Annotated in this window: 22 protein-coding genes; 7 read left to right on the top strand and 15 right to left on the bottom strand. The window is 38.7% G+C overall.

Annotated features, from left to right (window positions below):
• The first annotated feature begins 125 nt into the window (after positions 1-125).
• On the top strand, positions 126-1904 hold the full coding sequence (locus DUT68_RS06265; RefSeq protein WP_113636736.1) for an ABC transporter ATP-binding protein: 1779 nt from the start codon (positions 126-128) through the stop codon (positions 1902-1904).
• 6 nt (positions 1905-1910) lie between these two features.
• Here DUT68_RS06265 and DUT68_RS06260 read toward each other — a convergent pair whose 3' ends face one another.
• On the bottom strand, positions 1911-2342 hold the full coding sequence (locus DUT68_RS06260; RefSeq protein WP_113636734.1) for a hypothetical protein: 432 nt from the start codon (positions 2340-2342) through the stop codon (positions 1911-1913).
• A 143-nt stretch (positions 2343-2485) separates the two neighbouring features.
• Here DUT68_RS06260 and dctA point away from each other — a divergent pair, with 143 nt between their 5' ends.
• Complete coding sequence (gene dctA, locus DUT68_RS06255; RefSeq protein WP_113636732.1) at positions 2486-3754, top strand: C4-dicarboxylate transporter DctA; 1269 nt, start codon at positions 2486-2488, stop codon at positions 3752-3754.
• 83 nt (positions 3755-3837) lie between these two features.
• Here the strand turns inward: dctA and DUT68_RS06250 are convergent, their stop codons facing one another.
• Positions 3838-4569, bottom strand: a complete 732-nt coding sequence (locus tag DUT68_RS06250) for a 4'-phosphopantetheinyl transferase family protein (protein ID WP_113636730.1) — start codon at positions 4567-4569, stop codon at positions 3838-3840.
• A gap of 1108 nt (positions 4570-5677) precedes the next feature.
• Between DUT68_RS06250 and sucD the strand changes: the two genes are divergently transcribed.
• Both sucD and DUT68_RS06235 read left to right on the top strand, forming a co-directional pair.
• Positions 5678-6550, top strand: a complete 873-nt coding sequence (sucD, locus tag DUT68_RS06240) for a succinate--CoA ligase subunit alpha (protein WP_113636726.1) — start codon at positions 5678-5680, stop codon at positions 6548-6550.
• Between the two features lie 239 nt (positions 6551-6789).
• The gene (locus DUT68_RS06235) at positions 6790-7305 is read left to right on the top strand and encodes a methionine-R-sulfoxide reductase (protein ID WP_113636724.1); all 516 of its coding nucleotides are present in this window, start codon (positions 6790-6792) and stop codon (positions 7303-7305) included.
• A gap of 99 nt (positions 7306-7404) precedes the next feature.
• Here the strand turns inward: DUT68_RS06235 and DUT68_RS06230 are convergent, their stop codons facing one another.
• The 3 genes from DUT68_RS06230 to DUT68_RS06220 all read right to left on the bottom strand — a co-directional run bounded on the left by DUT68_RS06230 (position 7405) and on the right by DUT68_RS06220 (position 9647).
• Positions 7405-8589 carry an MFS transporter gene (locus DUT68_RS06230; RefSeq protein WP_237088272.1) on the bottom strand — a complete coding sequence of 395 codons (1185 nt, stop codon included), beginning with the start codon at positions 8587-8589 and terminating at the stop codon, positions 7405-7407.
• Positions 8590-8692: 103 nt separating this feature from the next.
• Positions 8693-8872, bottom strand: coding sequence for a hypothetical protein (locus tag DUT68_RS06225; RefSeq protein WP_113636722.1), 180 nt, complete (start codon positions 8870-8872; stop codon positions 8693-8695).
• Between the two features lie 175 nt (positions 8873-9047).
• Positions 9048-9647, bottom strand: coding sequence for an RNA polymerase sigma factor (locus tag DUT68_RS06220; protein ID WP_113637048.1), 600 nt, complete (start codon positions 9645-9647; stop codon positions 9048-9050).
• A gap of 445 nt (positions 9648-10092) precedes the next feature.
• On the opposite strand from DUT68_RS06220, the gene uvrA reads away from it, so the two are divergent.
• Both uvrA and DUT68_RS06210 read left to right on the top strand, forming a co-directional pair.
• The gene (gene uvrA / locus DUT68_RS06215) at positions 10093-12894 is read left to right on the top strand and encodes an excinuclease ABC subunit UvrA (RefSeq protein WP_113636721.1); all 2802 of its coding nucleotides are present in this window, start codon (positions 10093-10095) and stop codon (positions 12892-12894) included.
• A gap of 94 nt (positions 12895-12988) precedes the next feature.
• A complete protein-coding gene (locus tag DUT68_RS06210) occupies positions 12989-13645 on the top strand; it encodes a LysE family transporter (RefSeq protein WP_113636719.1) in 657 nt (218 codons plus the stop codon).
• Here DUT68_RS06210 and DUT68_RS06205 read toward each other — a convergent pair.
• The 10 genes from DUT68_RS06205 to DUT68_RS06155 all read right to left on the bottom strand — a co-directional run bounded on the left by DUT68_RS06205 (position 13617) and on the right by DUT68_RS06155 (position 23155).
• Positions 13617-14096 (bottom strand): hypothetical protein, encoded by a 480-nt coding sequence (locus DUT68_RS06205; protein ID WP_113636717.1) that lies wholly within the window; start codon positions 14094-14096, stop codon positions 13617-13619. The genes DUT68_RS06210 and DUT68_RS06205 overlap by 29 nt on opposite strands.
• A gap of 23 nt (positions 14097-14119) precedes the next feature.
• Positions 14120-14512, bottom strand: a complete 393-nt coding sequence (locus tag DUT68_RS06200; protein ID WP_113636716.1) for a group III truncated hemoglobin — start codon at positions 14510-14512, stop codon at positions 14120-14122.
• A 125-nt stretch (positions 14513-14637) separates the two neighbouring features.
• A complete protein-coding gene (locus tag DUT68_RS06195) occupies positions 14638-15678 on the bottom strand; it encodes a DUF2157 domain-containing protein (protein ID WP_113636714.1) in 1041 nt (346 codons plus the stop codon).
• A gap of 41 nt (positions 15679-15719) precedes the next feature.
• A complete protein-coding gene (locus DUT68_RS06190; protein ID WP_113636712.1) occupies positions 15720-17945 on the bottom strand; it encodes a cation:proton antiporter in 2226 nt (741 codons plus the stop codon).
• A 468-nt stretch (positions 17946-18413) separates the two neighbouring features.
• On the bottom strand, positions 18414-19406 hold the full coding sequence (locus tag DUT68_RS06180; RefSeq protein ID WP_113636709.1) for a bifunctional riboflavin kinase/FAD synthetase: 993 nt from the start codon (positions 19404-19406) through the stop codon (positions 18414-18416).
• Between the two features lie 144 nt (positions 19407-19550).
• Positions 19551-20417: a YitT family protein gene (locus DUT68_RS06175; protein ID WP_113636708.1), complete on the bottom strand. Its 867-nt coding sequence runs from the start codon at positions 20415-20417 to the stop codon at positions 19551-19553.
• Entirely contained in the window at positions 20401-21141 is a 741-nt protein-coding gene (truB, locus tag DUT68_RS06170) for a tRNA pseudouridine(55) synthase TruB (RefSeq protein WP_113637046.1), read from the bottom strand. The genes DUT68_RS06175 and truB overlap by 17 nt, the downstream gene beginning before the upstream one ends.
• 43 nt (positions 21142-21184) lie before the next feature.
• Entirely contained in the window at positions 21185-21979 is a 795-nt protein-coding gene (locus DUT68_RS06165) for an undecaprenyl-diphosphate phosphatase (RefSeq protein WP_113636706.1), read from the bottom strand.
• A gap of 70 nt (positions 21980-22049) precedes the next feature.
• On the bottom strand, positions 22050-22277 hold the full coding sequence (locus DUT68_RS06160; protein WP_113636704.1) for a DUF3098 domain-containing protein: 228 nt from the start codon (positions 22275-22277) through the stop codon (positions 22050-22052).
• The gene (locus tag DUT68_RS06155) at positions 22277-23155 is read right to left on the bottom strand and encodes a cell division protein FtsX (RefSeq protein WP_113636702.1); all 879 of its coding nucleotides are present in this window, start codon (positions 23153-23155) and stop codon (positions 22277-22279) included. The genes DUT68_RS06160 and DUT68_RS06155 overlap by 1 nt, the downstream gene beginning before the upstream one ends.
• Positions 23156-23611: 456 nt before the next feature.
• Here DUT68_RS06155 and DUT68_RS06150 point away from each other — a divergent pair, with 456 nt between their 5' ends.
• Entirely contained in the window at positions 23612-26581 is a 2970-nt protein-coding gene (locus DUT68_RS06150; protein ID WP_113636700.1) for a leucine--tRNA ligase, read from the top strand.
• Positions 26582-26712: the final 131 nt, after the last annotated feature.

Raw genomic sequence — 26712 nt, 5'->3', positions numbered from 1 at the left:
GAATGATTAAATGTTGATGAACTCGGCAATATTTAATCATTTAAAAATTTACTCATTTAAAATTAAAAATAGGGCATTAGCAATAATTCAATCATTCAAAATTTACTCATTTAAAATTTAAATAGATGGCTGTAACTGGCGACGCATTTAATTTCAGTTTGTTGAAAAGGGTAATGGCTTACGTTAGGCCTTATCGTGCCGTTTTTTTATGGTCGGTAGCACTTACACTGTTGTTGGCTGCAGTAGCTCCAGCAAGGCCATTATTGGTGGGCTACACGCTTGACCAGCATATTTTAAAAGGGAATTACAATGGCCTGCTTAACATGACAATTTTGATGTTGGCATTACTCGTTTTGCAAACGGTTTTCCAATATGCACATACTTTACTCACCAATAAACTTGGGCAGTCGGCTATTAAAGATCTAAGGATCAATGTATTTAATCATATCACCAAGTTGCGGTTAAAGTTTTTCGATAAAACACCTATCGGTCAGTTGATTACCCGTACTGTTTCTGATTTGGAAACCATTGCAGATATCTTCTCTGAAGGATTAATTGCCATGATTGGCGATTTGTTGCAGGTGATCGTCATCATGGGAATCATGTTTTATTTAGATTGGAAGCTCACGTTGATTGTGCTTTTACCAATGCCACTGCTAATTATGGCTACCCGTGTTTTTCAAAAAGCCATTAAGGTTGCTTTTCAGGAAGTTAGGGCAGAAGTGTCCAATTTAAATACTTTTCTACAGGAACACATTAGCGGAATATCTATTATCCAATATTTCGCAAGGGAAAACCAAGAATATAAAAAATTTAAAAACATTAATTTGCGCTATCGCGATGCCAATATCCGTTCAAATTGGTACTATTCCATTTTCTTCCCAGTAGTTGAATTGATATCTGCGATGTCGTTAGGCTTGCTGATTTGGTATGGTGCGAAATCAGTACTTGAAAATCCAAAAATTGAACCTGGCATTATCACCTCTTTCATCATGTTCATTAACATGTTGTTTAGACCAATTAGAGAGTTGGCCGATAAATTCAATACCTTGCAAATGGGTATGGTTGGTGCCGAACGTGTTTTCAAGGTGCTAGATACGCAAGAAATTACCGCTAACAACGGAACTTTTAAACCTGCAAAAGTTAGGGGAGATATTTCCTTTGAAAACGTTTGGTTCAGCTATGATCAGGATAATGAAACGGATCCGAAGTATGTATTGAAGGACATTTCATTCGAAGTAAAATCTGGACAAACAATAGCATTGGTTGGCGCTACTGGCGCTGGAAAATCTACCACCATCAATATCCTCAATCGTTTTTACGAAATTCAGAAAGGCAGTATCAGCGTGGATGGTGTAGCTATTAAAGATTATGATTTGAATTTTCTGCGCCAGCAAATTGCCACGGTATTACAAGATGTTTTCCTTTTTTCGGACACCATTTACAACAACATTACGCTAAATAATCCGGATATCAGCTTTGAAGAAGTAGTGGATGCCGCTAAGCAGGTTGGCGCACATGAATTTATAGAACGTTTGCCCGGCGGTTACCACTATAATGTTATGGAACGTGGCGCAACGCTTTCCGCCGGTCAGGCTCAGCTGATTTCATTCATCAGGGCCTTAGTTTATCAGCCTGCGGTTTTGGTATTGGACGAAGCTACTTCCTCCGTAGACACCGAAACGGAATTGCTTATTCAACATGCCATCGACAAGTTAATGCAGGGGCGTACCTCTATTGTAATTGCACACCGTTTATCAACCATTCAAAAAGCTGATGTAATTATTGTATTGGATAAAGGTGAAATCAAAGAAAAGGGCACTCATCAGCAACTGCTAAAATTGGACGGATACTACAAAAAACTTTACGATTTGCAGTTCTCTTCGGTAGGGATTGCGAAATAGCGGGTTCTACTTCCTGAAAATCTGCTCAATTTTATAGTTGGTAGTTACACCATTTACGGTTTCATTACGCTGATGCACCAATTTAAAAGTAGAGGTTCTTAAGTATTCAATATGCCAAGTGCTATCTGGCTTGGTAGAAAAAGTAATGTTTTCGCCAGCTTGATCAATAGCGAAGTTCACCGTATCTGTTCCTCTAATGTATTTCGAATTGATGTTGAAAATAGCGCTGTCAATGGCCAAATCAATGGTGTCTTTAACTAAGGTGTCTTTACCTTTAAGTTGAAGTTTAACGTATGACTGTATAGGCCATTTGGTAGACGCTGTTCCTGTGAGGTAGCGCTCCACGAAAATTTTGCTATCTACGGGCACTTTTTCACAAGCAAAGCAAATTATTGCAATACCAATTAAAATAGCCGGAAGAAATCTTAATCTGCTCATTTTCGATTTTTTTAACAAATATACGAAACAAAACAAGCTTGTGTTTTTTTAACCAAAACTAATCTTTTTTTACCTATCGCGATATAGTGTTGGGCGCTTCGTGAAATAGTTTATATATTTCCCTCTTCAATTTAAACCAAAACATGAAGAAATTATTATCGAACTTAACTTTTCAGGTACTTTTTGCTATTGCACTAGGGATTTTGGTAGGCGTAAAATTTCCGGGGTTTGCGCCGCATGCTGAGCTGATTAGCAAAAGTTTCATCAACCTGATTAGCATGTTGATAGCGCCTATAATTTTCTTCACCATAGTGTTAGGTATAGCCCACATGGGCGATATGAAAAAGGTAGGCGTTGTAGGCGGTAAGGCCTTACTTTATTTTGAATTGGTTACTACGGTGGCCATTGTAATTGGTTTATTCGTAGCCAATGTAATTAAGCCGGGCGTTGGCGTTAGTGTGCCTGAGGGCGATGTTTCGAAAATAGATGCCTACGCCAAGCAGGCAGGAACTATTAATTGGTTGGAATTTATAGCACATATTTTTCCTAAAAATATATTTGATGCCTTTGCCAAGGGCGAAATTTTGCAAATTTTAGTATTCGCTATTTTGTTTGGCTATGGCTTAAGTAAAATGGGTAAAACAGGGGAGTCCTTGTTGGTTACTTTCGATAAAATTGCCAAGGTGCTTTTTAATATGATGAAGGTAATTATGCGTTTGGCGCCGCTGGGTGCTTTTGGTGGTATGGCCTTCAGCGTAGGCAAATTTGGACTTCATACGTTGCTGCCAATGGCCAAGTTAATGGGTGCAGTTTACCTTACTTGCTTTCTTTTCATTTTTGTAGTGCTCAATGCTATTTGTAGGTATTACAAGTTTAGTTTGTGGAAATACCTTAAATACATCCGCCAGGAAATTTTAATTGTTTTGGGTACCTCCTCTTCCGAATCGGTTTTGCCAAGCATGATGAAAAAAATGGAGGATATCGGTTGCGATAAATCAGTAGTTGGTTTGGTAATTCCTACAGGTTATTCGTTTAATTTAGATGGCACTTCAATTTATTTGGCCATGGCCGTGATTTTTTTAACGCAGGTATTTGGGATTGATTTAAGCATTGGCGAGCAGGTTTCAATCATGCTTGTTTTAATGGTAACTAGTAAAGGTGCGGCTGGTGTAACTGGAAGCGGGTTTATTGTGTTGGCCAGTACTTTAACGGCACTTAAAATTATGCCTGTAGAACATATTGCCATATTGTTAGGCGTAGATAGGTTTATGAGCGAGGCTAGGGCCATTACCAATATGATAGGAAATGGAATAGCCGCTATTGTTATTGCTAAAAGTGAAAAAGCTTTTGATGAAGAGAAATACCAGAAAGCAACAAGTGCCATCGCCATTGAAAATGCTGAGGAAATTTAAGGCAAGCCAAAAGCAAACACAATGATGATTCAAATTTAATCATATCCAGACAACCAAACAACCCGTCAACTAAACAACCAAAGCTAAATCCAATTCCAAAAAAGTAGTTCTTTTTGTTCGAGTGTGGTTGCAATACTTGCCACATAGTTTTCCTCAATCATAAAAGTGCGCATTTTGAACACTTTTTTATGATATTCCAAGTGCTCATCAAGGCATTCGATTAAGTGAAGATTATCGCTTACGCCCTCACCGCTAGCTTTTAGTAAGGCTTCTTTACGCGTCCACATCACATAAAAATTTGTAGGATCGATGTCTTTATCGCCAATATAGTCTATCTCCTTTTTGGAGAACGTGATGTCCAGTATGGATTTGAAATCGAAATCTCTATTTAAATGTTCAATATCGATGCCCACCGGTGTTGGGCTTACGGCAATTAACACGTAATCGCCGGTATGGCTAATGTTAAATTCAATGCCGTTTGCGGTTGGTTTTTTATGCTCGTGAAATATAAAGTTAACTTCGTTTGGAGGAACTTCTAGGCAAAGGCCTAAAATGGTTCTTAAACAAAACTTACTGACGATGTAGCGCTCCTTGTCTTTTTGGATAAACATTCTTCCAGCTTTTTCAAGTTCACGATCGGAGAGTACCTCCTCTACCGCACGCTTTACTTTTGGAAAATGATGGTCTACAGAGATGCGAAAGATATGTGTTTTATCTGTAGCTAACGTTTGCCCTGTAGCGTAAGATTTCCATGCAAAATCGTAGCTTAACAGTGTATCTATCATTTGATGCTGGTTTTGGTTCAGTTTGCTCATCAGAGCCTACTTGGTAAATATCGGTAAATTTATTTTCCCTCAAAATTTATTTATAAGTAATGCCTTAGAAGCAATATCACGTACTTGCAATAAGGATTTAACATTTGAATAAGCTTTGATATAAAGCAGAAGGAATTGAGTTTTTACCGAGAGCGCAAAGGCATTTTGATGATTAGGCATCCTTTTACACTGCTTTGCGTTCTCCTTATCTTTGCGGTTATTTTTTAGCGCAAAGGGAAATGAGTTTTACCAAGAGCGCAAAGGTATTTTGATAAATGGGGTTTCTTACACGGCTTTGCGTTCTCCTTATCTTTGCGGTTATTTTTTAGCGCAAAGGGAAATAAGTTTTACCAAGAGCGCAAAGGTATTTTGATAAATGGGGTTTCTTAAATGGCTTTGCGTTCTCCTTATCTTTGCGGTTATTTTTTAGCGCAAAGGGAATTAAGTTTTTATCAAGAGCGCAAAGGCATTTTGATGATTAGGGTTTCTTACATGACTTTGCGTTCTCCTTATCTTTGCGGTTATTTTTTAACGCAAAGGGAATTAAGTTTTGCAAAGGGCGCAAAGGTATTTTGATGATTAGGCATCCTTTTACACCGCTTTGCGATCTCCTTGTCTTTGCGGTTATTTTTTAGCGCAAAGGGAAATAAGTTTTTACCAAGAGCGCAAAGGTATTTCCACAAAATAGCTAGAAGCGCATTGAGACCCCAAAAATGTAAATTCCTGATTCTCAAACCTGCGTTCAGCTTTGACAAACCTATAAAAAGCGGGGAAGAGGTTTGTAAAAGCTGGTGTATAGCATGAGTTTTTGTAAAATAAACCTGACTGGCAGCGTTACCCAATAGCCAGTATTACAGTAAAAGCCAGCAATTGCATTAAGGCTATTGGGTTAAGCAGAAGGCAGGACTGCTTTTGGTTTATTGTAGTGCTTTTGCTTTTCTCATAAAGTTTAAACCAGTTGATAGCGAGATGGATGTAAGAGTTGTGATACGCCCATGGCATTTTTGATACAAGCTGATGCGATAAAAAACAAACAGTTGAAATAATATGCTTTTGCAGTTGACAATACGTTGCAATTAACTTAAGTTTGCACAAAAAAATAGATACAATGAGTGTTTTAGTAAATAAAGATTCAAAAGTAATTGTTCAGGGTTTTACCGGCAACGAAGGTACTTACCACGCTGAGCAAATGATAGCTTACGGTACAAACGTTGTTGGCGGGGTAACTCCTGGCAAAGGCGGTCAAGAGCATTTAGGCCGACCTGTTTTTAACACTGTTAAAGATGCGGTTGATAAGGCTGGTGCCGATGTATCTATTATTTTTGTACCTCCTCCCTTTGCTGCTGACGCCATTATGGAAGCTGCTGATGCTGGAATTAAAGTGATTGTTTGTATCACTGAAGGTATCCCTACTAAAGACATGATTGCTGTTAAATCTTACCTTTCAGATAAAGATAGCCGCTTAATTGGCCCTAACTGTCCGGGTATTATTACTGCTGATGAGGCTAAAATTGGTATCATGCCAGGCTTCATTTTCAAAAAAGGTAACGTTGGTGTAGTTTCTAAATCAGGTACGTTAACTTACGAAGCGGTAGACCAAGTAGTTAAAGCAGGTTTAGGTATTACTACAGCGATTGGTATTGGTGGTGATCCAATTATTGGTACGCCAACTAAAGAAGCTGTTGAATTGTTAATGAACGATCCAGAAACTGAAGGTATCATCATGATTGGTGAAATTGGTGGTGGTATGGAAGCTGAAGCTGCCCGTTGGATTGCAGCACACGGTACTAAACCGGTAGTAGGTTTTATTGCTGGTCAAACTGCGCCTCCGGGACGTAGGATGGGCCATGCTGGTGCTATTGTAGGCGGTGCTGATGATACTGCTGCTGCAAAAATGAAAATTATGCGTGAGTGCGGCATCACGGTAGTAGAAAGCCCAGCAGAAATTGGTGCTGCTATGGCTGCCTTGTTGAAAAAATAGTCTCGACAAAATATATTTTGAAAAGCGTCCCGATGTAAAGTTGGGACGCTTTTTTATTTCTGGGCATTTTTTCCTTCTTATACTGTATTTGTTATTTATTGGCTATTAATTAAAAGCATTTAACCAGCTAAAGCCAGTGCAAAAAGTTTACTTTGTGCTTACTTGTGCATTAAAATGCCAAACGTTTAGTTGTTATATTTGTTTAAGCATAATAATGATTAACAAATAATAGGTAAAAGATGAAGTCGATGATCAACCTTACTTCGCTAATTGCCGTAATGGTAATTAGCCTGAGCTTCACCGCCTGTGCTCAGCGTAGCGAAGAGCAAAAAGAAGAAACTAAACAGACAGTACAAACACCGTCAAAAACCACACGAAAAATGGAATGGAATAAATTAACTAAGGAAGAAGAGCGAGTAATTGTAGGCAAGGGAACAGAATATCCTGGCACCGGCAAATATGATAAGTTTTTTGAGAAAGGTACCTACGTTTGTAAAAGATGTAATGCGCCTTTATACCGCTCAGAAACTAAATTTGATGCGCATTGCGGCTGGCCTGCGTTTGATGATGAAATTAAAGGCGCTGTAAAACGTATTCCTGATGCCGACGGACAGCGTACTGAAATTGTGTGCGCTAATTGCGAAGCACATTTGGGACACGTTTTTGTAGGCGAATTTTTAACCGCTAAAAATACCCGCCATTGCGTAAACTCGGTGTCTATGAATTTTGTTCCTGATAAAAAAGAAGGTCAGTAGCGTTTACTTTTATAAAATCTAAGCGTCCCGGTTTACTATCGGGACGTTTTTTTTGCTGTTAATTTTTAGCGATGTAGCAGTTGTTGTTTAAAAAGCTGATTATCCGAGTTCGTTTGCCTTTTCTTGTTGCTTAATATTAGAAAACCTCCTAATGAGCCATAGCGCAAATAATGATCCGGTAAATGCCATAGCAGCACCCACTAGGGAAGGGTAGTTGTAGCTTAAGTGGTATACTAAAGGCAATCCTCCAAAAAACGCACCTAAGGCATTTCCTATATTGAAACTTGCCTGACTTGCAGAAGCTGCGATCATCTCGGAATCTTTAGCGGTTCTAATCATTAGCATTTGTATAGGCGCTGCCGAAGCAAACGCAATGCCGCCAGTTAAAAAGGTGGTAATTAATGCCAAAATTGGATTTGCCGATACGAAGAAAACGATGAGCAGAATAACACTCATAGCCAATAAAAGGGCAACACATGCTTTAGCTGGCGAAAATTTATCTGCCAAGTAACCGCCAACAAAGTTGCCTACCAGCATTCCTAAACCGGCCAGCATAAGGATGTACGTAACACTGCTTTCCGCAAAACCCGCCACATCTGTCATTAAAGGATTGATGTAACTTATCCAGCAAAATAAACCTCCAGTACCAATAGAAATCATTAAAATGATGATCCAAGCTTCGCTTTTGGCGAAAAAACTGAGCTCGGTTTTAAGGTTCCTATCTTTTACAGCAGGCAATTGTGGCAGCCAATACTTCAAGCTTAGCAAGGTGATCATGCCAACTATTGCTACAAGTGCAAAAGAATATCTCCAGGAGAAGTTATGACCGATATATGTACCAAGTGGCACACCAAACAAATTAGCAATGGTTAACCCGGCAAACATCAAAGAAACCGCTTGTGCTTGTTTTCCTTCTGGTGCAATGCGACTGGCAACTACTGAGCCCACACCGAAAAATGCGCCATGTGGCAAGCCAGAAAAGAAACGAGCAATAAATAGGGTGATGTAACTTGGAGCAAATGCTGATATGGCGTTAAATAAGGTGAACAGTAACATCAGCGCAAGCAGGATTTTTTTGGGAGGATGTTTTGCAGCTACAATGGCAAGTGTTGGAGCTCCTATAACTACGCCTAAAGCATAGGCTGAAATGAGGTGCCCTGCTTCGGGAATGGTGATAGAAAGATCTTTAGCAATATCTGGCAGTAGGCCCATCATTACAAATTCTGTAATGCCGATGCCAAGGCCGCCAAAAGTAAGGGGAATTAGTTTTTTGTTAATTAACATACTTAGTGTTTATTTTACACTAAGCAAAGGTAGGCTTTTTTATTTTCTGAAATTGTCACAGGCTTGTTCAAAAAAAAGTCCCGGCATTTTGCCAGGACTTTTGCTAACGCTTTTTAGCGTAGGCTAAAATCTTTGTTATCGTTTCTTCGGAAGGTTCTTTATAAAGCTCATCAAGTTTAGGTTTCAAGGCTTTGTAAAAATTTTCCTCAGGTTCAAGTAGCTGTTCAGCAGCTTCTTTTTTAGATGATTTTTTTGGGTGAATTGGAGTAGAGGTTTGTGTCATACGCGTTTATATTTTTGTTTCAATTTTAAACGCAACGCTAATCCCTTTATTTTATCTTTTTTAGTATAAAATTAAAAATTTTTAAAAAGGCGAATCTACTTTCATGCAAAACCCTGTCTAAGTATGACTAAGCGAATATTATGTGATGACAAACGAAGTGTAACATTTATGTTGCTTAATTTCTGCCTACACTAATCTCTTTCACATTTTCTTTAATGTTCATCATCTTGCGCAAATTACTTAATGCATAACGCATTCGTCCAAGAGCTGTGTTGATGCTCACATCCGTAAGTTCAGCTATTTCTTTAAAGCTTAAATCAGCATAGTGTCGCATAATAAGCACCTCTTTTTGCTCATCTGGCAGGAAATGGATCATCTTCCTTAAATCAGCATGTGTCTGTTCTCGTAATATACGTTCCTCTGCGCTTTCTTCGTGTATCTGGATGAGGTTCAGCACATCTGTGCCATCGGCGCTGGTAATGGTAGGAGTGCGTTTTTCTTTCCTAAAGTAATCGATAACCAAGTTATGCGCAATACGCATTACCCAAGGTAAAAACTTCCCTTCTTCGTTGTATCTTCCAGAGCGTAGGGTGTTAATTACTTTGATAAAAGCATCCTGAAAAATATCCTCTGCCAGATATTGATCTTTAACCAATAAATAAATTGATGTGAAGATTTTGGATTTGTGCCTACGAAGAAGTTCCTCGATAACGCTTTCGTCGCCACCGATGTATAACTTCACCAAATCCTGATCACTAACCTGTTGTAACCTCATAGGAGTGTGTTTGATTAAACCCATCTTTATTAAATAATAAACACGTAAATTTTTAATCTATAGCAGTTCTCCTTTTAATTTTTAGTTTGAAATAAATGTTCTGTTTTCTAGTTACAGTTTCAAAAGAAACATTTTTTTGTGATATTCAAAGAATTAAATTGTTAATTTTTCAAAAAAATCGAAATTAAGTGTAAAAGATTTGCCTCTGAAATTTTAAAAAATCCTCATTCTGTTTCCTCCATCCACATTGCTCTAAAATCAATAACTTGTCAAAATTTATACCAATTATACTTAGGTAGATATTTGATGTTGCGCTGATGCATCGTATTTAGGCTTTATACTTCAACAAGTTTTGCACGGAAGCATATCCGTATTTAACCCCCTTCGCAGCTCCGACTTTTATAACTATCTTTGTAAATTACACTGTAGCCTATCAAAATTAGCTATGAGCAAGGAATTAGAAAAAGATCCTCATCAACATATTATCATTAAAGGAGCAAGGGTACACAACTTAAAAAATGTTGATGTAGCCATTCCAAAAAACAAGTTTGTGGTTATTACGGGCATGTCTGGTTCGGGCAAGTCGTCATTAGCTTTTGATACGCTTTATGCTGAGGGGCAACGGAGGTATGTGGAAAGCTTATCTGCCTATGCCCGTCAGTTTATGGGGCGTATGAACAAACCCGATGTAGATTACATCAAAGGAATTGCACCTGCTATTGCCATAGAACAGAAAGTAATTACCTCAAATCCTCGGTCTACCGTAGGTACATCTACCGAAATTTACGATTACCTTAAATTATTGTATTCCAGAATTGGTAGAACTTATTCCCCAATATCGGGCAGTGAGGTAAAAAAAGATACCGTGAGTACCGTGGTAGATTTTGTTGCTGGATTGGCAGAAGATGAGGTAGTAACTATTTTCAGTCCCTTGCATCCACAAAATAACAGAACTATTAAAGAAGAGCTTGCCGTATTGCTACAAAAGGGCTTTTTAAGGGTGTATTATAAAGATAGTATCCAAAAAATTGAAAATATACTAGAGGATGAAACTGTAAGCGACGTTACTTTAAGTGCCGATGATCAGGTTTTTATTTTGATAGATAGGGTTGTTATTGCGAAGGATGATGAAACGCTAAGCCGTATTGCCGACTCTGCACAAACTGCATTTTTTGAGGGCAAAGGCAATTGCTACGTTGAACATAATGGAGAGCGTCATTTTTTTTGTGACAGGTTTGAGCTTGATGGTTTAAAGTTTGAAGAGCCTACGCCTAACTTTTTCAGTTTCAATAATCCGTATGGTGCTTGTAAGCGTTGTGAAGGTTACGGTAATGTAATTGGTATTGACGAAGATTTGGTGATTCCAGATAAAAGTAAAAGCATTTATGATAGTGCCATTGCGCCTTGGCGGGGTGAAAAGATGGGAGATTGGCTTAAAGCTTTCATCAAAGCTGCCGATAAATTTGATTTTCCAATTCATAGGCCTTACAGTGATTTAACCGAAGCACAACAAAGGTTATTGTGGACGGGCAATAAATATTTTAGAGGTTTGGATGATTTTTTCAAGGAATTGGAAGAGCAAACCTACAAAATTCAATACCGTGTAATGCTGTCTCGATATCGTGGTAAAACTACCTGCCCTGATTGTCGCGGAAGCCGATTACGTAAAGATGCTTCCTACGTGAAGGTGGGAGGTAAATCCATTATAGAATTAGTGCTTATGCCGCTATCGGCTATATTGCCATTTTTTGATAGCCTGGCACTTACAGCAAATGAACAAAAAATTGCCAAGCGTTTGCTTTCAGAAATCAGCAGCCGCATTTTATACCTCAACAACGTAGGTTTGGGCTATCTAACTTTAAATCGTTTGTCCAATACTTTATCGGGCGGAGAAAGCCAGCGTATTAATTTGGCAACTTCTTTGGGTAGTAGTTTGGTAGGTTCGGTATATGTTTTAGATGAGCCGAGTATTGGTTTACACCCTCGTGATACGCATCGATTAATTGGGGTGCTGGAGTCTTTAAGGAACGTAGGCAATACCGTTTTGGTGGTTGAACACGAAGAGGAAATGATGAAAGCAGCGGATCATTTAATCGATATCGGTCCGGAAGCAGGCACCTTGGGAGGCAATTTGGTATTTACGGGTACCTATAATCAAATCATTAAAGATAAAAAATCGCTTACCGGACGTTACTTAGCAGGCGAAGAGCGCATTGAGATTCCTAAAAAGCGAAGAGCTTGGAAAGATCATGTTTTGATTAAAGGCGCTAGAGAAAACAACCTTAAAAATATAGATGTAAAGTTCCCATTAGGCATATTTACTTGCGTTACAGGCGTGTCTGGTTCGGGTAAAACCAGTTTAGTAAAACGGATTTTATATCCAGCCCTACAAAAGGCAATTGGAAATTATGCGGGCGAGCAAACGGGTTCTTACGATGGTATTTTCGGTAATATCGATTTAGTTCACCAAGTGGAAATGGTTGATCAAAATCCTATTGGAAGATCTTCTCGTTCCAATCCGGTAACTTACGTAAAAGCATGGGACGATATCCGTACTTTATATGCTTCGCAAGCTGCTGCTAAGGCAACTGGTCTAAAGCCTGCGGCATTTTCTTTTAACGTGGAGGGTGGAAGATGCGACGTTTGTCAGGGTGAGGGCGAAGTTAAAATAGAAATGCAATTTATGGCAGATATTTATTTGCCTTGTGAAGCTTGCGGCGGTAAACGATTCAAGCAAAATGTTTTGGATATCACTTATCAGGATAAAAACGTATCTGATATTTTAGATATGACCATAGACCAAGCTGTAGCATTTTTTGCGAAAGAGCCTAAGGTGCTAGCTAAGTTGCAGCCCTTGGTTGATGTAGGTTTGGGTTATGTGCATTTGGGGCAGTCGTCAAACACCCTATCTGGTGGTGAGGCGCAACGAATTAAGTTAGCCTCGTTTTTGATCAAGGGAAATAATGCCCAAAAGGCAGTATTCATTTTTGATGAACCAACTACTGGTCTGCATTTTCATGATATCAAAAAATTATTAAAAGCTTTAAATACGCTTATTGAGCAAGGCAGCACCGTAATTGTGATTGAGCATAATATGGATATGATCAAGTGTGCGGACTGGGTAATTGATATTGGACCAGAAGGTGGCGATAAGGGTGGCGAGCTTGTATTTGAGGGTAAACCAGAAGATTTACTGGCGGTGGAAGCATCATATACCGGCAAGTTCTTAAAAGCTCACATGGATTAGCTATTTTAAACCAGCGTCAATTTTAAATATCAGCAGTTCACATTAATAACGCTCCAACAATGGAAGAAATTAACAGCGCAATAGCTACCTACCTATGCTAGTACTAACATTTATAATTGGCCTACTGCTCAATGCGATGGGTTATGTGCCACCTGGCAATATCAACTTAACGCTTGCCCAACTGACTATTAACCGTGGTATGCGCCAGGCTTGGGGCTTTATATTGGCATTTTCTTGTATCGAAGTGTTTTTTACATTTGGAATGATGCGCCTAGCTAGGTGGGTTTCGAGTGATGTCGATATCGATAAAATTAAAGTTGGCGCTTTTCAGCTGAGTTTTTTGGTAGATGTGTTTATGGTGGTATTATTGCTTACCATGGCCACCTTAGCATGGATTAACCGAAATAAAAGTATTGAACCTAAAACAGCAACTGACAGTAGAAAGGGCAGCGTTTTATACGGAGTAATTTTAGGGGTGCTAAACCCTGTTCAAATTCCTTTTTGGCTGTTTTTTGGGAATTATGTGATTTTGCATGAGTGGGTAAATACCGATTATTTATCACTGGTGGTTTTCAGCTTTGGTTCTGGTTTTGGATCAATGTTGGCTTTGTACGGCTACGCACATTTTGCACAATACATTCAGGAGAAGTTTGCGCTGAGCAGCCGCTTAATTAATAAGTGTATTTCAATTTTCTTGTATTGCTTAGCGCTTTATTTGATTGTTAAGCAAGTGCTGATTTACTTGGGGTAGATGTCGTTGATGTTTCATCTCGTTCCACAACTTCAAAAAGCCTAATGCCAAACACAAATAATGCAATAAACTTTAAGCCCTCGGCTATCAAATAGTAGAAATGTAGATAGGAACTCGGTACCACTTTGCTGTCAATGTACATTTGAGCTCTTGCGTCTAAAGCGGGGAGAAGCCAAATGGTTTGTAGTAGGAGTATAGAAAATATGCCAATGTAAATCCAGTTTAGTCGACGGGCTATGCGGAATTGGCTAATAAAAATTACAAGTGCAAGTACCCATTCTACCTTATTCATGGCAGCAAAAACCAATCTGCCAATGCCTAATCCAATGGGAAGGGTAACGCCCGGGGCTCTGAATTTGAGCCAAGCTTCCATAAAGCTGATGGCGCAAATAAAACCAATCCATACAAAAGTGCAAATAATTGCCAAGCGCTGTTCAGTCTTGATTTTCATTTATTAGTGTCGATTATTAAGAACTATAGTAATGGCTTGGCGTCGTTGTTGCGATAATATTCAATTTTATACATGAACATTTCTGCCATTTTGTAGCCTCTCCATTTGGCTTCGCTAGCTTTTTCACCAACGAAAAACTCGTCTATGGTGCTATTCCATATTTGTAGCCAAGTATCAAAATGAAGTGCTTCTACAGGCAGTTTTGCATGTGGCGGAAATGGGCTCCCCGTATAGGTGTGCACCTCTAGCAGCACAGTTTGCCAAAAGCGGTACATCTTTTCCAAATGTTCAGGCCATCGGTTTCCTATGCGTTCATTAAAAATTGGCCCTAAAAGTTCGTTTTCCCGAATACGGGTGTAAAACGTATTTACTAATAATTGGATATCGTCTAAGTTACTGATGTCTGCGGCTGCCATTTCAAATGATTATGGTACGAAGATAGGGCGTGTAGTGTTGTAAGTGCTATGATTTAGGTCAGGATTTTAGTTAAGCGTTATCAGTTGGCAATTAACAGTTGGCAGTTAGCAGTGGTCACGACCAATTATTTCTTCATGAATTCTAAACTCCATATTTTTTCTGCCTTGCGGCCGATGAGTACAAAGGAGATACCTAATACCGTGAAAAAGATGGCCTTATGCCAGCTGTCCCAAAAATATTCGAAATAACGGGTGTACAAATTGATAAATAGGAAAATGATCCCGAACTCTCTAAGCATGGCATCGTTTTTTTTAAGCCCAATAATAATGGCTAGTACGCAAAATGACGCTGAAATGATTGCCCAATAGAACAAAGAGAGCTGATTGATGGTGTACCATTCGTCCAAACTGCCATAGTTGCCAAAAATTGATAATAAAAGCAAAGAAGTGAACAGATATAACAGCCCAGCAAAATAGGATACATCAAAAAAGTACGATAGCTTTTTGCTTCGGTTGAGGAGTAGTGAGCCAATAGTTACTATCAGCCCAAAGAATACAAAACGAAGTGGATAGTTTAAACCTAAAAAATACCAGTTCCATTTAGATAGGTAGCCAGTTTCGGTACCAAAACAAGCGCCAAGCGCTAGTAACGCAAAAGTCCAAATCAATCTAGATTTGAAGAAATAAGCTAGTGTTAAATACACCAATACCGATATAAAAATTAAAATAGAGAAGTGGTTGCTGCCGTTATCAATGGCTTTACCCAAATAGGCCACCGCATTTGCTGTTAACATTACCCCCGAAAAAATGATGGCTTCGTTGCTGAAAACGTTTTGTGGTTTCAGTTTTTTCTTACGAAAACCCCATATATAACAAGTCGCTGCTGCAATGGCGGAAATTAAACTAATTACAATATTAGGCGTATTGTAAAGGTTTTTCAGGTAATTAAGTAGGGATTTATCAACCAACAATGCGCTCAAAGCAATTACGCCACAGGCCATTGCAGTCCAAAAAGAGTATTGCGCTAATCGACGCCAATCAAACGTTTTGGATTGGTAGCTTCCTTTTAAATTTTGAATGTCGGCATGATCAAGTAGTTTTTCAGATTGCCAGTAATCAAGCATTTCATCCAAAAACTCACTTTTATCCTGATCTATTTTTTTCATAGGTTTGATAGTTTGACCTAAGTAAATATAGCTTTCTCCATTTATTTTAGCAATTCGGGAATGCGCTTGTTGTTTCCTACAATCCAAACAATATCCTCGTTTTCGAAAACTAAATTTGAATCGGGATTTAAAATTCGTTGGCCATTACGCTCAATACCAACTACTAAACCTTGAGTTTTTTCACGTATTCCGCTGTTGCGAATGGTTTGCCCAAAAATGGGGGATTTGCTATTGATGACAATTTTTTGCAGCGACATATCCTGTTTCGGAAATGTGTTTTCGTCTTGTGCGTCTAAATGATCTCCTTCGAATAATGGTTTCACGCTAGCCAATTGATCATCAGTGCCAATTACCAACACTTTATCATTTGGATAAAGTCGTTCGTTTGCTTTAGGTGTGGGGATCATGATTTTGCCACGTTCAATCATGGCAATGTTGATGCCGTATTTTTCGCGAACTGCCAAATCAATTAAGGTTTGTCCCACTAATTTTGATTCAGGTGCTACGGTAAGTTCCAATAAGTGGGTATCCCAAGGCAAAATTTCAGGTTGTTTCTTAGCCGCCTCCCTAGCATTAAGGTTGTAGAAAAATCGGTTCTCCATGCGCTCGTAAAAATTTTGCAGCTTGCGTGAAAATATCACCATTACCAAAACAATCAACCCAAGTGCAATGCCTGCCGCTACCCAAGTGTCAAAAAAGCCGTACATTAAAAATCCTACAAAAAACACGCCTAGCGCAATTCTAAACACCTCGATAGCGATAAGTGGACCACGGGTATATTTTTTATTTAACCATAAGTGCGAATAGGCTGTTTTTTCGATACGACGGATAGATAATGCCCATAAAAATGGCGCCATAATCAGGAACGAAACAATAACGCTAATGATAATGCCATTGGTGCCGTTGGTAATATTTTTGGTTATAAAAGGATGCAGGTATTTGGTGGTGAGTACAACAATAGCGATAATGATTACCGAGTGGGTAATGGTGTTAACGATATACGATCTTAACAGGATTTTCCAATCGCTAAGTGTGGTAATACCTTCAGTACTGTTGCTATATCTGCTAATGGCATCTAACCACTTTTGGGGAAGTATCTTTTTTAATAAGTTATAGAAGTTTTCTGAGTATTTGATGAGATACGGTGTAGTAAATGTAGTAACTGCCGATACCGCTACGGTAATTGGATAAAGAAAGTCGCTGGTTGCTTTTAGCGTTAAGCCAAGTGTAGCAATGATGAAAGAGAACTCTCCAATTTGGGTCAAGCTTAATCCCGTTTGTACGGATGTTTTAAGTGGTTGCCCAGATAAAAGTGCCCCACTGCCAGTAGTAATTAATTTACCAACAATGGTTACGCCTGTAATAATGAGGATTGGTTGCCAGTAGGCTAACAAAATTTTTGGATCAATAAGCATCCCAACGGACACGAAGAATATAGCGCCAAACAAATCCTTCACTGATTTTGTCAAATGCTCTATTTTTTCGGCCTGGGTAGTTTCAGCTAGTATAGAACCCATGATAAATGCACCCAGGGCCGGAGAAAAACCCACTTTAACCGCTAAAATTACCATCACTAAACACAAAGCAAGTGATACCACCAACAGCATTTCATCGTTCATCAGTTTTTTGGTGAATTTTAAGAAAGAAGGAATGATGAAAATCCCTCCTAAAAACCAAAGAATTAGAAAGAAGCTGAGTTTCAAGATGGAAACAATCATTTCTGCACCTTCAAATTGTTGACTCACTGCAACGGTGGTTAGCAATACCATGATTAGGATGGCTGCTAGATCTTCCACAATAAGCGCCCCAAATACCAATGTCGCAAATTTTTTGTGCTTTACACCTAGTTCGTCAAAGGCTCTGATGATGATAGTGGTGGATGAAACCGAAAGAACTGCACCGAGGAAAATGCTGTCCATGGTTTTCCAGCCCATCAAACGGCCAACAAAGTAGCCAATTAAACACATGCCTATAATTTCAACTAAGGCAGTAATAGACGAGGAACCGCCAACTTTTACCAGTTTTTTAAAGCTGAATTCCAAGCCTAGGCTAAAAAGGAGGAAGATTACCCCAATCTCGGCCCAAATGGTAATGTTTGCACTATCGGAAACGGTAGGCATAAATTTGAAATGTGGCCCTACTAAAAGTCCGGCAATGATGTAGCCTAAAACTAAAGGCTGCTTAATTTTTTTGAAGATAATGGTGGTAATGCCACCGGCGGCAAGGATCAGTCCTAAATCTGAAATAAGTACAGGTAAGTGTGTCATCTAGCTAAAAAATGTAATTGGTGTATGAATGATTCTATTGTATGGTGTTTACAATAGCGATTACCAAAAAGCATGTTTAGGATAAATGTGATTAAAGATGGCTAATTTAAAAATACTGTTAACAGTGTGATTATAGGTTTTGGGGATACTTAAAACGCTAATTGAAGCAAGGCAGTTTGCGTTAAAAAATAACTTAGGGACGATGTTTGATATGACCGATAACCTAGCCTTTTGCTGATGGCGTTTGAACTTGGTTTCAAATAGGTTCTTCTTTTTTGAAATCGGTTTTGAGGCTTCAATAAATGTTGTAGGCGCATCCGGGCTGCTAAAATTAATTTCCTTAGCAGCTATTGATGTACAACAAAGGATTAGCCATCCACAGAAGAACAATATCGCCCTCATAGCCCACAAAATACGAAAAAAAGCCGAATTAACGGCTTTAAAGAGGTAAAAAAGCAGGCCTAGGTTTTATTTATTGTTAAAAAAAGCTAAGGTGTCGGCTTTATCTTGTTGTAATTGCTTAGTAAGTGCCTCTAAACCTGTAAACTTAACATCATGACGTAAAAAGGCCAAAAAATTCATCTTAATGTTCTGGCCGTAAATCTCCCTATTGAAATCAAAAATGTTTACTTCAATATTTCTGGTCATGCCATTAATGGTAGGTCGCTGACCAATGTAAGCCATCCCTTTAAACGTCGATGGTTGTGGCGTAAAAGTTGAAAGTTCTCCGTTCACTTCGGTATTGGCACTTTCTGCTTCAGGTTCCAGCTCAACAGTAACCGCATAAATGCCATCGCCAGGAATCAGCTTGTAAGTTTCAGCGACAAAAATATTAGCCGTTGGGAAACCAATGGTTCTTCCAATTTTATCGCCTTTAATTACTGGTCCGTAAATAGAGAAGGCATAGCCCAAATAATCGTTAGCTAAAGCCACATCGCCATCTAATAACGCTTTCCTGATTTTAGTTGAGCTAACGGCTACATCATTAATATCCTGCTCTGGAATTTCTTCCACGCTATAGCCAAATTTATCAGCGTTTTCTACTAAAGTTTGAATGCTGCCCAATCTGTCTTTACCAAATCTGTGGTCGTAGCCAATGATGATTTTTTTGGTACCAATGGTATCTACCAATATTTTTTTAATGTACTCCTCGGCACCTAAATTCGAAAAATCTCGGGTAAAGGGAGTAATAATTAAGTGATCCACGCCAAGACTGGCTAAAATCTGCGCTTTTTCATCAATGGTGTTAATCATTTTTAACTCCTGATTTTCAGGATCAATGATCATCCGCGGATGCGGGAAAAATGTAAGTAAAACGCTTTCTCCACCCGCTGATTTAGCAAGTTCGCAAAGTCGTTTGATGATTTTCTGGTGTCCAAAATGTATACCGTCAAAGGTACCAATGGTAACCACGGCATTATCTAATTTTTTAAACTCCGAAAGTTGGTTGTATATCTTCAAAATGTATAGAACTTATTGTTTACCACATAGGAACATCGTCTTTCTAATTTTACTATTAGCTTAAACTTTTCACGTTCCTCCATTGTCCATTCGCTATTTCTTTACTATTAAATGTGCTATGTGTTGATGTGATTTCATTTTATATTAATGGAAAGCCTGGCGTTTAACCACACCACCTTTCAAATCTGCTATTTGTTGTTGTACAATAAACGCATTTGGGTCAATATCGTTTACCTTGTCCTGCAGTTTGCTCAATTCTAGCTTGGTTACCACTGTATAAATAATATCGATATCTTTTTTCTCCAAATATCCGCCCTCTCCTTTATAGATTGTTACACCTCGTTTCATGTCGTTAATGATAAAAGCTTTGATGGTCTCATTCTCTTCAGAAATGATGGTTACTCCAGTATAAGCTTCTAATCTGTTTACAATAAAATCGATGGTATTTGTGGCCGATAAGTAAGTGAGTATAGCGTACAAAGCGGTATCGATATTGATAAAATAGGCAGCAAAAAGGAAAATAATGATGTTAAGGATAAAAATAATATTACCAACCGTCAACTGACTTTTTCTACTGATGTATAAGGCCAATACCTCTGTGCCATCAATTACACAACCGCCACGCATAGCTAATCCAATACCACCACCCAAAAAGAAACCACCAAAAAATGCAATCAGTACTTTTTCATGGGTAATAGGTTGAAAAGGGATAAGGATCAAGCAAATAGAAAGTGCCGCAATAGCAATTGACGTTTTAAGGGCAAATACCCTACCAATTTGTTTATAGCCCAAAATGATAAATGGGATGTTGATTACGATAATAAGATAGGATAAATTCCATCCTGTTAAGGTGCTCACTAGCAGGGAAATACCGGTTACTCCACCATCAATAAAATGTTCGGGCATTAAAAAGCTTTTTAAGCCAAAGCATGCGGAAACTACTCCCATGCACATAAAAAGAATTTCTCTGGCTAAACGTTTTCCGTCTATCTGACTAGGCTTTTGCGTCATTGTCAATATTGGTTTTTGCTTGTTCTTTCTTATTGCGAAGATAAGCAATCAAATCCTTGAGCTCAAATGCGTTGCTTAACAAAAAATTGCCGCTGCGGGTACGTGTTAATTTAGAGAGATAAGCGCCATTATCAAGTGCTTTTCCAAAATCAGACACCAATGAGCGGATATAAGTTCCTTTGCTGCACACTACCCTAAAATCTACTTCTGGTAGGGCAATTCTTGTAATTTCGAAGGTACTAACGGTAACAAAGCGTTTCTTCAGTTCCACCTCTTCGCCTAAACGAGCTTTTACATACAGGCGTTCGCCGTTAACTTTCACCGCCGAGTGTGCCGGTGGGTATTGCGAAATATCCCCTTTGAATTGATTAGTTGCTTGGTAAATCTGCTCTTCGGTGATTTTTGAGATGTCGAAGGTCTGGTCTATTTCGGTCTCCATATCGTATGAAGGGGTAGTTGCTCCTAGTACCAAAGTTCCAGTGTATTCTTTTTCTTCTGCCTGGAAAGTATCAATTTGTTTGGTGAGTTTCCCTGTGCAAATGATTAGCAAGCCTGTAGCTAGCGGATCTAAAGTTCCAGCATGGCCTACTTTTAATTTTTGAGGTTTTAAGGAGTTGCGGATTTTGCCAACTACATCAAAGGATGTCCATTGATAGGGTTTGTTAATGAGCAGTAACTCGCCCTCGGCAAAGTTAAATTCCGGAAATGTTGTGTTTTCTTGCAATGCAATAATTTTTTGCAAAGGTAACAAAATGGGGCAGGAATGATTACAAAATTGTAAGCTCTACACCAGCAAAGTACAGCCCTAATATTAATAACGCTACTATAATACGGTACCATCCAAACACGCGAAATCCATGCTTAGTTAAGAAACTGATGAAAGATTTGATAGCAATAATGGCTACCACGAAAGCAATTACATTTCCGAATAGTAAAATTTTAATGTTTTCCGCATTGAGCAATTTGTAACCTTTAAGCAGTTTATAGCCGGTTGCTGCTACCATAGTTGGCACAGCCAAAAAGAATGAAAACTCGGCTGCAGCACTTTTAGTTAGCTTTTGTTGCATCCCGCCAATAATGGTTGCGGCACTTCTGCTTAAGCCTGGAAAACATACCGCTAACACTTGGTATAAGCCAATTTTAAATGCGGTTGCATTGGTTATTTTGCTTTCCTCTTCAATACTTGGGTTTTTAAATACCTTATCAATAAATAATAAAATGATACCTCCAAGCAACAAAACTACAGCAATAAAAATAGGACTACCTAATTTGCTATCAATGAAATCATTTAATAAATAACCAAAAAACAATGCCGGAATTACAGCAATGGCCAACTTCACATAAAAAGCAAAACTATTTAAGTTGATGAACTTTTTCCAATAAATTACCACTACGGCTAAAATAGCACCTAACTGGATAGCGATGGTAAATAGCTTCACGAAATCATCTTGAGCTATACCCATGATGGAGCTGGCAATAACCATATGCCCGGTTGATGATACAGGAAGAAACTCAGTTAATCCTTCAATAATGGCAAGGATAAGTGCTTGTAGATAGTTCATTATCTAATTACGATTGTAGATTCTGCGATTGTTGACTAAGTTAATCTGTCGAATTCGCCTAATGACGTTTTTATTTCTTCAATACGGCGTAAACACCAAAACTAAACCCCGCAAGTACTACCACTGGAGCAATTAGGGTTCTTCTAGTGTCATAAATATCGCCATCAGCGCCCATCATTAAAATGAAGCCAAGTACAACGATACCTATGCTAATCAATAGCAGCTGATAGTTTTTTTTGGTAAAAACCAGTTCGTTTTTTTGATCCTGCGTTGCAGTTTTATTTTTTTGATCTACCATTATCTATATAAGTCGTAAATTTTCAAACGTAAATATTTGCTTACGGCAAACCATGTGCTAATTGCCGTGATAAAAATCCCAATAGCTACAAGGCTGATAAACACCAGTCCAAACTCGCTAAAGTTTCTTAAAATCACAATTTCAGGTAATTCCTTTTGTGCATAATAAAGTAGGCCTAAAAGGATGATGATTGCAATAAAAGAAGCAATAATGCCATGTAGCGCAGCCACTAAAATAAATGGCTTGCGAATAAAGTTTTTTGTAGCACCTACTAACTGCATGCTTTTGATCAAAAAGCGCTGCGAAAAAATAGCTAGGCGTATGGTGTTGTTAATTAAAGCAATGGCTATTATCAATAAAATGGCAGCAAAACCTAAAACAATTAAGCTGATGGTATTGATGTTTTTGTTTACCATGTCTATCAATGAACTTTGATAAACTACTTCTTTAACAATTGGATTTTTTTCGATGTTTTTCTTCAGTGCATCAATGTTTTGGTTGTTGGCATAATCTGCCTTCATATAAACATCAATGGTGGAAAGTAAAGGGTTGTAACCTAAAAAGTTTACAAAGTCCTCTCCTAAATCTTTAGTAAGGTTATGCTGTGCAACTTCTTTGTTTACATATTGCGTTTGCTTTACGGCAACATTATTATCTAAACTCTTTTTGAAAGCAAGTACTTCAGTTTCTTTAGCGCCTTCATCCACAATAATGTTAAGTACAATGTTCTCTTTCACATAATTGGATAGATTTTTAGCATGTACTAATATCAAACCCAACATACCTAGCATCAATAGCACCAAAGCAATACTGAAAATAGTAGAAACATATACTGTTTTGGTTTTTTTTGCCGCCTGACTTACTTCAAATTCTTCCATACGAGTTAATTGTTTCTGCGAAAATAAGGAAAGATAACCTAAAACTTAAATTAATGAGGGTTTAATTGCTCAATTGTTTTATGCTTGCTATCCAGTAAAGTTGTAAAAACACGAGCTAATTTGCATATAGTTTAACATTCTTTAACGGTTTGGAAGGTGGGAAGTCGGGAAGTCGGAAAGTCGGAAAGTCGGGAAGTCAGAAAGTCGGGGAGTCTGAAAGTCTGAAAGTCAGGAAGTCGGGGAGTCAGAAAGTACGGAAGTTAGAAAGTTAGAAAGTCAGGAAGACTGGAAGTACGAAACATCACGGCTTATTCATTCTATCATTTACTCACTTACTCATTTACTCATTTACTCATTCCATCATTCACTCATCCCATCATTCATTCATTCAAAATTCAATAATTCTACAATCGTAAATTTCCTTACCTTTGCACTCTATTTACAAACAGCATATCAATGGATTATCAATTTAGAGAGATAGAGCAAAAGTGGCAAAAATATTGGGCAGACAACCAGTCGTTTAAAGCTCAGGCAAATTCAGACAAACCAAAATATTATGTGTTAGACATGTTTCCTTACCCATCGGGTGCGGGTTTACACGTTGGACACCCACTGGGCTATATCGCTTCTGATATTTTTGCAAGATATAAACGTTTAAAAGGTTTTAATGTATTGCACCCAATGGGTTACGATTCGTTTGGTTTGCCGGCTGAGCAATACGCTATTCAAACTGGTCAGCACCCAGCAGTAACTACCGAAACCAATATCAATACTTACCGCAGACAGCTCGATCAAATTGGTTTTTCTTTTGATTGGAGTCGCGAAGTGCGTACCAGCGATCCTGCTTATTACAAATGGACACAGTGGATTTTCATGCAGTTGTTCAACTCATGGTACAATTTGGAAACCGACAAGGCAGAGCCGATATCCACCCTAATTCATAAATTTAATGAAGCTGGCAGCGCCGATGTGAAGGCTGCTTGTGATGAAGATACCAAAACTTTCTTACCTACCGATTGGGCAACTTTTACTGAAGAGGAAAAGCAGGAAGAACTGTTGAAGTATCGCTTAACTTATTTAAAGGAAAGCACTGTAAATTGGTGTCCAGCATTGGGTACCGTGCTAGCTAACGATGAGGTAAAAGATGGCTTCTCAGAGCGTGGCGGTTTCCCTGTAGAGCAAAAGAAAATGATGCAGTGGAGTATGCGAATTACTGCTTACGCCGAGCGTTTGTTGCAAGGTTTAGATACCATCGATTGGCCGGAGCCGATGAAAGAAATGCAACGCAATTGGATTGGCAAGAGTGTTGGTGCCTCTGTTAAGTTTGCAATTGACAATTCTCAGTTGGCAATTGACGGAACTGAAAACTCGAAACTGAGAACTGAAAACTATATAGAAGTTTTCACCACTCGTGTGGATACTATTTTTGGTGTTTCTTATTTGGTATTAGCGCCAGAGCACGAATGGGTAGCTGAATTGACAACTCCAGCACAAAAAGAAGAGGTAGAAGCTTACATTGCTCAAACTAAAAAGAAATCGGAATTAGACCGCATGGCGGATGCTAAAACTGTTTCTGGAGCTTTCACCGGTACTTATGTGGTTAATCCGGTAAGTGGTGAGCGTGTACAATTATGGATTGCTGATTATGTGTTGGCTGGTTATGGTACGGGTGCCGTAATGGGCGTACCAAGTGGCGATCAACGTGATTGGTTATTTGCAACTCACTTTGGCTTGCCAATCATCCAAATTTTAGATAGTCAAAAGGATATCGACCAACAAGCTGATCCTACCAAGGAAGGCAAATATATCAACTCGGGTTTCATCAACGGGATGGAATACAAAGAGGCGGTCGCTTTCTTAAACCAATGGTTGGAAGAGCAAGGTGTGGGTAAAGCTAAAATTAACTATCGCCAGCGTGATGCTATTTTTGGTCGCCAGCGTTATTGGGGCGAGCCAATTCCAGTATACTTTAAAGATGGATTGCCTTACTTGTTAAAAGAGGAGGAGTTGCCATTGTTGCTGCCAGAAATCGATAAATATTTGCCAACTGAAACTGGTGAGCCACCATTGGGCAGGGCCGAAGGCTGGAAATATGAAGGTAAATATGAGTACGAACTTTCTACCATGCCAGGTTGGGCAGGTAGCAGCTGGTACTGGTACCGCTACATGGATGCGCAAAATAATGGGGCATTTGCATCAAAAGATGCTGTAGATTACTGGAAAGATGTGGATTTGTATATCGGTGGTTCTGAACATGCTACTGGTCACTTATTGTACAGTCGTTTTTGGAACAAGTTTTTGAAAGATTTAGGTTTTGTACAAGAAGAAGAGCCTTTTAAAAAATTGATTAACCAAGGGATGATACAGGGTAGAAGTAACTTTGTTTATAGGTTAAATTGTATCGAAGATGGGAAGATTGTGCAGACAAGATTTGTTTCAAAAGGGCTGTATGAGCAATGGGATAAGGCCGCTAATTTGCAAGAACAGCAAAATCTTTTAAATAAATGGGACATTCCTTTCAAATATTCGTCTTTAGAGTTTTTAGCTGAAAATAATCAGCTAGTTCAAGCTGGTTCTTTGCATGTTGATGTCAACATTGTAGAAAATGATAGGCTAAATGTCCAGAAATTCCGGGCTTCGAGACCTGAATACAGTGATGCTGTCTTTATTTTCGAAGACGGAACCACTTCCTCCCCAACAGGGGGAGGCCAGGAGGGGGCTTATATTTGCGGTGTAGAAGTTGAAAAGATGTCAAAATCGAAATTCAACGTGGTTAACCCGGATGTATTAATTGCACAATACGGCGCAGATACTTTGCGCATGTACGAGATGTTCTTAGGTCCGTTAGAGCAAAGTAAACCTTGGAACACCAACGGTATCGAAGGTGTATTCAAATTCTTGCGTAAGTTTTGGCGTTTGTTCCACAATGAGGCTTGGGAATTTACCGTAAGCGATGCAGAACCAACCAAAGCAGAGCTGAAATCATTGCATAAAATCATCAAAAAAGTACAGGACGATATTGAACGTTTCTCTTTTAATACTTCAGTATCTAGCTTTATGATTGCTGTTAACGAATTAACGGACTTGAAATGCAACAAGCGAGCAATTTTGCAGGATTTGGTAGTGGTATTGGCACCGTATGCACCACATATTTGTGAGGAGTTATGGTCGTTGTTAGGTAATAAAGATTTGTCTACAGCGCAATATCCAATATTTAACCCTAATTATTTGGTGGAAGATGAGTTTGCTTATCCAATATCCATTAATGGTAAAATGAAAATGAACTTGAACCTTAGCTTAACTTTAGAGGCCAAAGAGGCGGAAGAAGCGGTGTTGGCTAACGAGCAAGTTCAAGGGTTTTTAAATGGAGCTGCACCTAAAAAAATCATCTTCGTAAAAGGAAAGATTGTAAATATTGTGGTTTAATCACAACAAGCAAGACTTACGAAGTTTCGAAAACTTCGTAAGTCTCAAGTTGAAAATCCCAAATGAGTTTAAGGCTAGTTTGGGATTTTTCATTTCGGCAGCAATCCATTCGCCGCTCAAAAAATACCATT

The sequence above is a fragment of the Pedobacter zeaxanthinifaciens genome (assembly GCF_003313335.1).
GTDB lineage: Bacteria > Bacteroidota > Bacteroidia > Sphingobacteriales > Sphingobacteriaceae > Pedobacter > Pedobacter zeaxanthinifaciens.
The sequence above is the reverse complement of the archived record's forward strand: the minus strand, read 5'-3'. Positions and strand labels throughout refer to the sequence as shown.

Coding starts and splice junctions, on each gene's coding strand:
- DUT68_RS06265 (WP_113636736.1), top strand. CDS start 126: ATGGCTGTAACTGGCGACGCATTTAATTTCAGTTTGTTGAAAAGGGTA.
- DUT68_RS06260 (WP_113636734.1), bottom strand. CDS start 2,342: ATGAGCAGATTAAGATTTCTTCCGGCTATTTTAATTGGTATTGCAATA.
- dctA (WP_113636732.1), top strand. CDS start 2,486: ATGAAGAAATTATTATCGAACTTAACTTTTCAGGTACTTTTTGCTATT.
- DUT68_RS06250 (WP_113636730.1), bottom strand. CDS start 4,569: ATGAGCAAACTGAACCAAAACCAGCATCAAATGATAGATACACTGTTA.
- sucD (WP_113636726.1), top strand. CDS start 5,678: ATGAGTGTTTTAGTAAATAAAGATTCAAAAGTAATTGTTCAGGGTTTT.
- DUT68_RS06235 (WP_113636724.1), top strand. CDS start 6,790: ATGAAGTCGATGATCAACCTTACTTCGCTAATTGCCGTAATGGTAATT.
- DUT68_RS06230 (WP_237088272.1), bottom strand. CDS start 8,589: ATGTTAATTAACAAAAAACTAATTCCCCTTACTTTTGGCGGCCTTGGC.
- DUT68_RS06225 (WP_113636722.1), bottom strand. CDS start 8,872: ATGACACAAACCTCTACTCCAATTCACCCAAAAAAATCATCTAAAAAA.
- DUT68_RS06220 (WP_113637048.1), bottom strand. CDS start 9,647: ATGAGGTTACAACAGGTTAGTGATCAGGATTTGGTGAAGTTATACATC.
- uvrA (WP_113636721.1), top strand. CDS start 10,093: ATGAGCAAGGAATTAGAAAAAGATCCTCATCAACATATTATCATTAAA.
- DUT68_RS06210 (WP_113636719.1), top strand. CDS start 12,989: ATGCTAGTACTAACATTTATAATTGGCCTACTGCTCAATGCGATGGGT.
- DUT68_RS06205 (WP_113636717.1), bottom strand. CDS start 14,096: ATGAAAATCAAGACTGAACAGCGCTTGGCAATTATTTGCACTTTTGTA.
- DUT68_RS06200 (WP_113636716.1), bottom strand. CDS start 14,512: ATGGCAGCCGCAGACATCAGTAACTTAGACGATATCCAATTATTAGTA.
- DUT68_RS06195 (WP_113636714.1), bottom strand. CDS start 15,678: ATGAAAAAAATAGATCAGGATAAAAGTGAGTTTTTGGATGAAATGCTT.
- DUT68_RS06190 (WP_113636712.1), bottom strand. CDS start 17,945: ATGACACACTTACCTGTACTTATTTCAGATTTAGGACTGATCCTTGCC.
- DUT68_RS06175 (WP_113636708.1), bottom strand. CDS start 20,417: ATGACGCAAAAGCCTAGTCAGATAGACGGAAAACGTTTAGCCAGAGAA.
- DUT68_RS06165 (WP_113636706.1), bottom strand. CDS start 21,979: ATGAACTATCTACAAGCACTTATCCTTGCCATTATTGAAGGATTAACT.
- DUT68_RS06160 (WP_113636704.1), bottom strand. CDS start 22,277: ATGGTAGATCAAAAAAATAAAACTGCAACGCAGGATCAAAAAAACGAA.
- DUT68_RS06155 (WP_113636702.1), bottom strand. CDS start 23,155: ATGGAAGAATTTGAAGTAAGTCAGGCGGCAAAAAAAACCAAAACAGTA.
- DUT68_RS06150 (WP_113636700.1), top strand. CDS start 23,612: ATGGATTATCAATTTAGAGAGATAGAGCAAAAGTGGCAAAAATATTGG.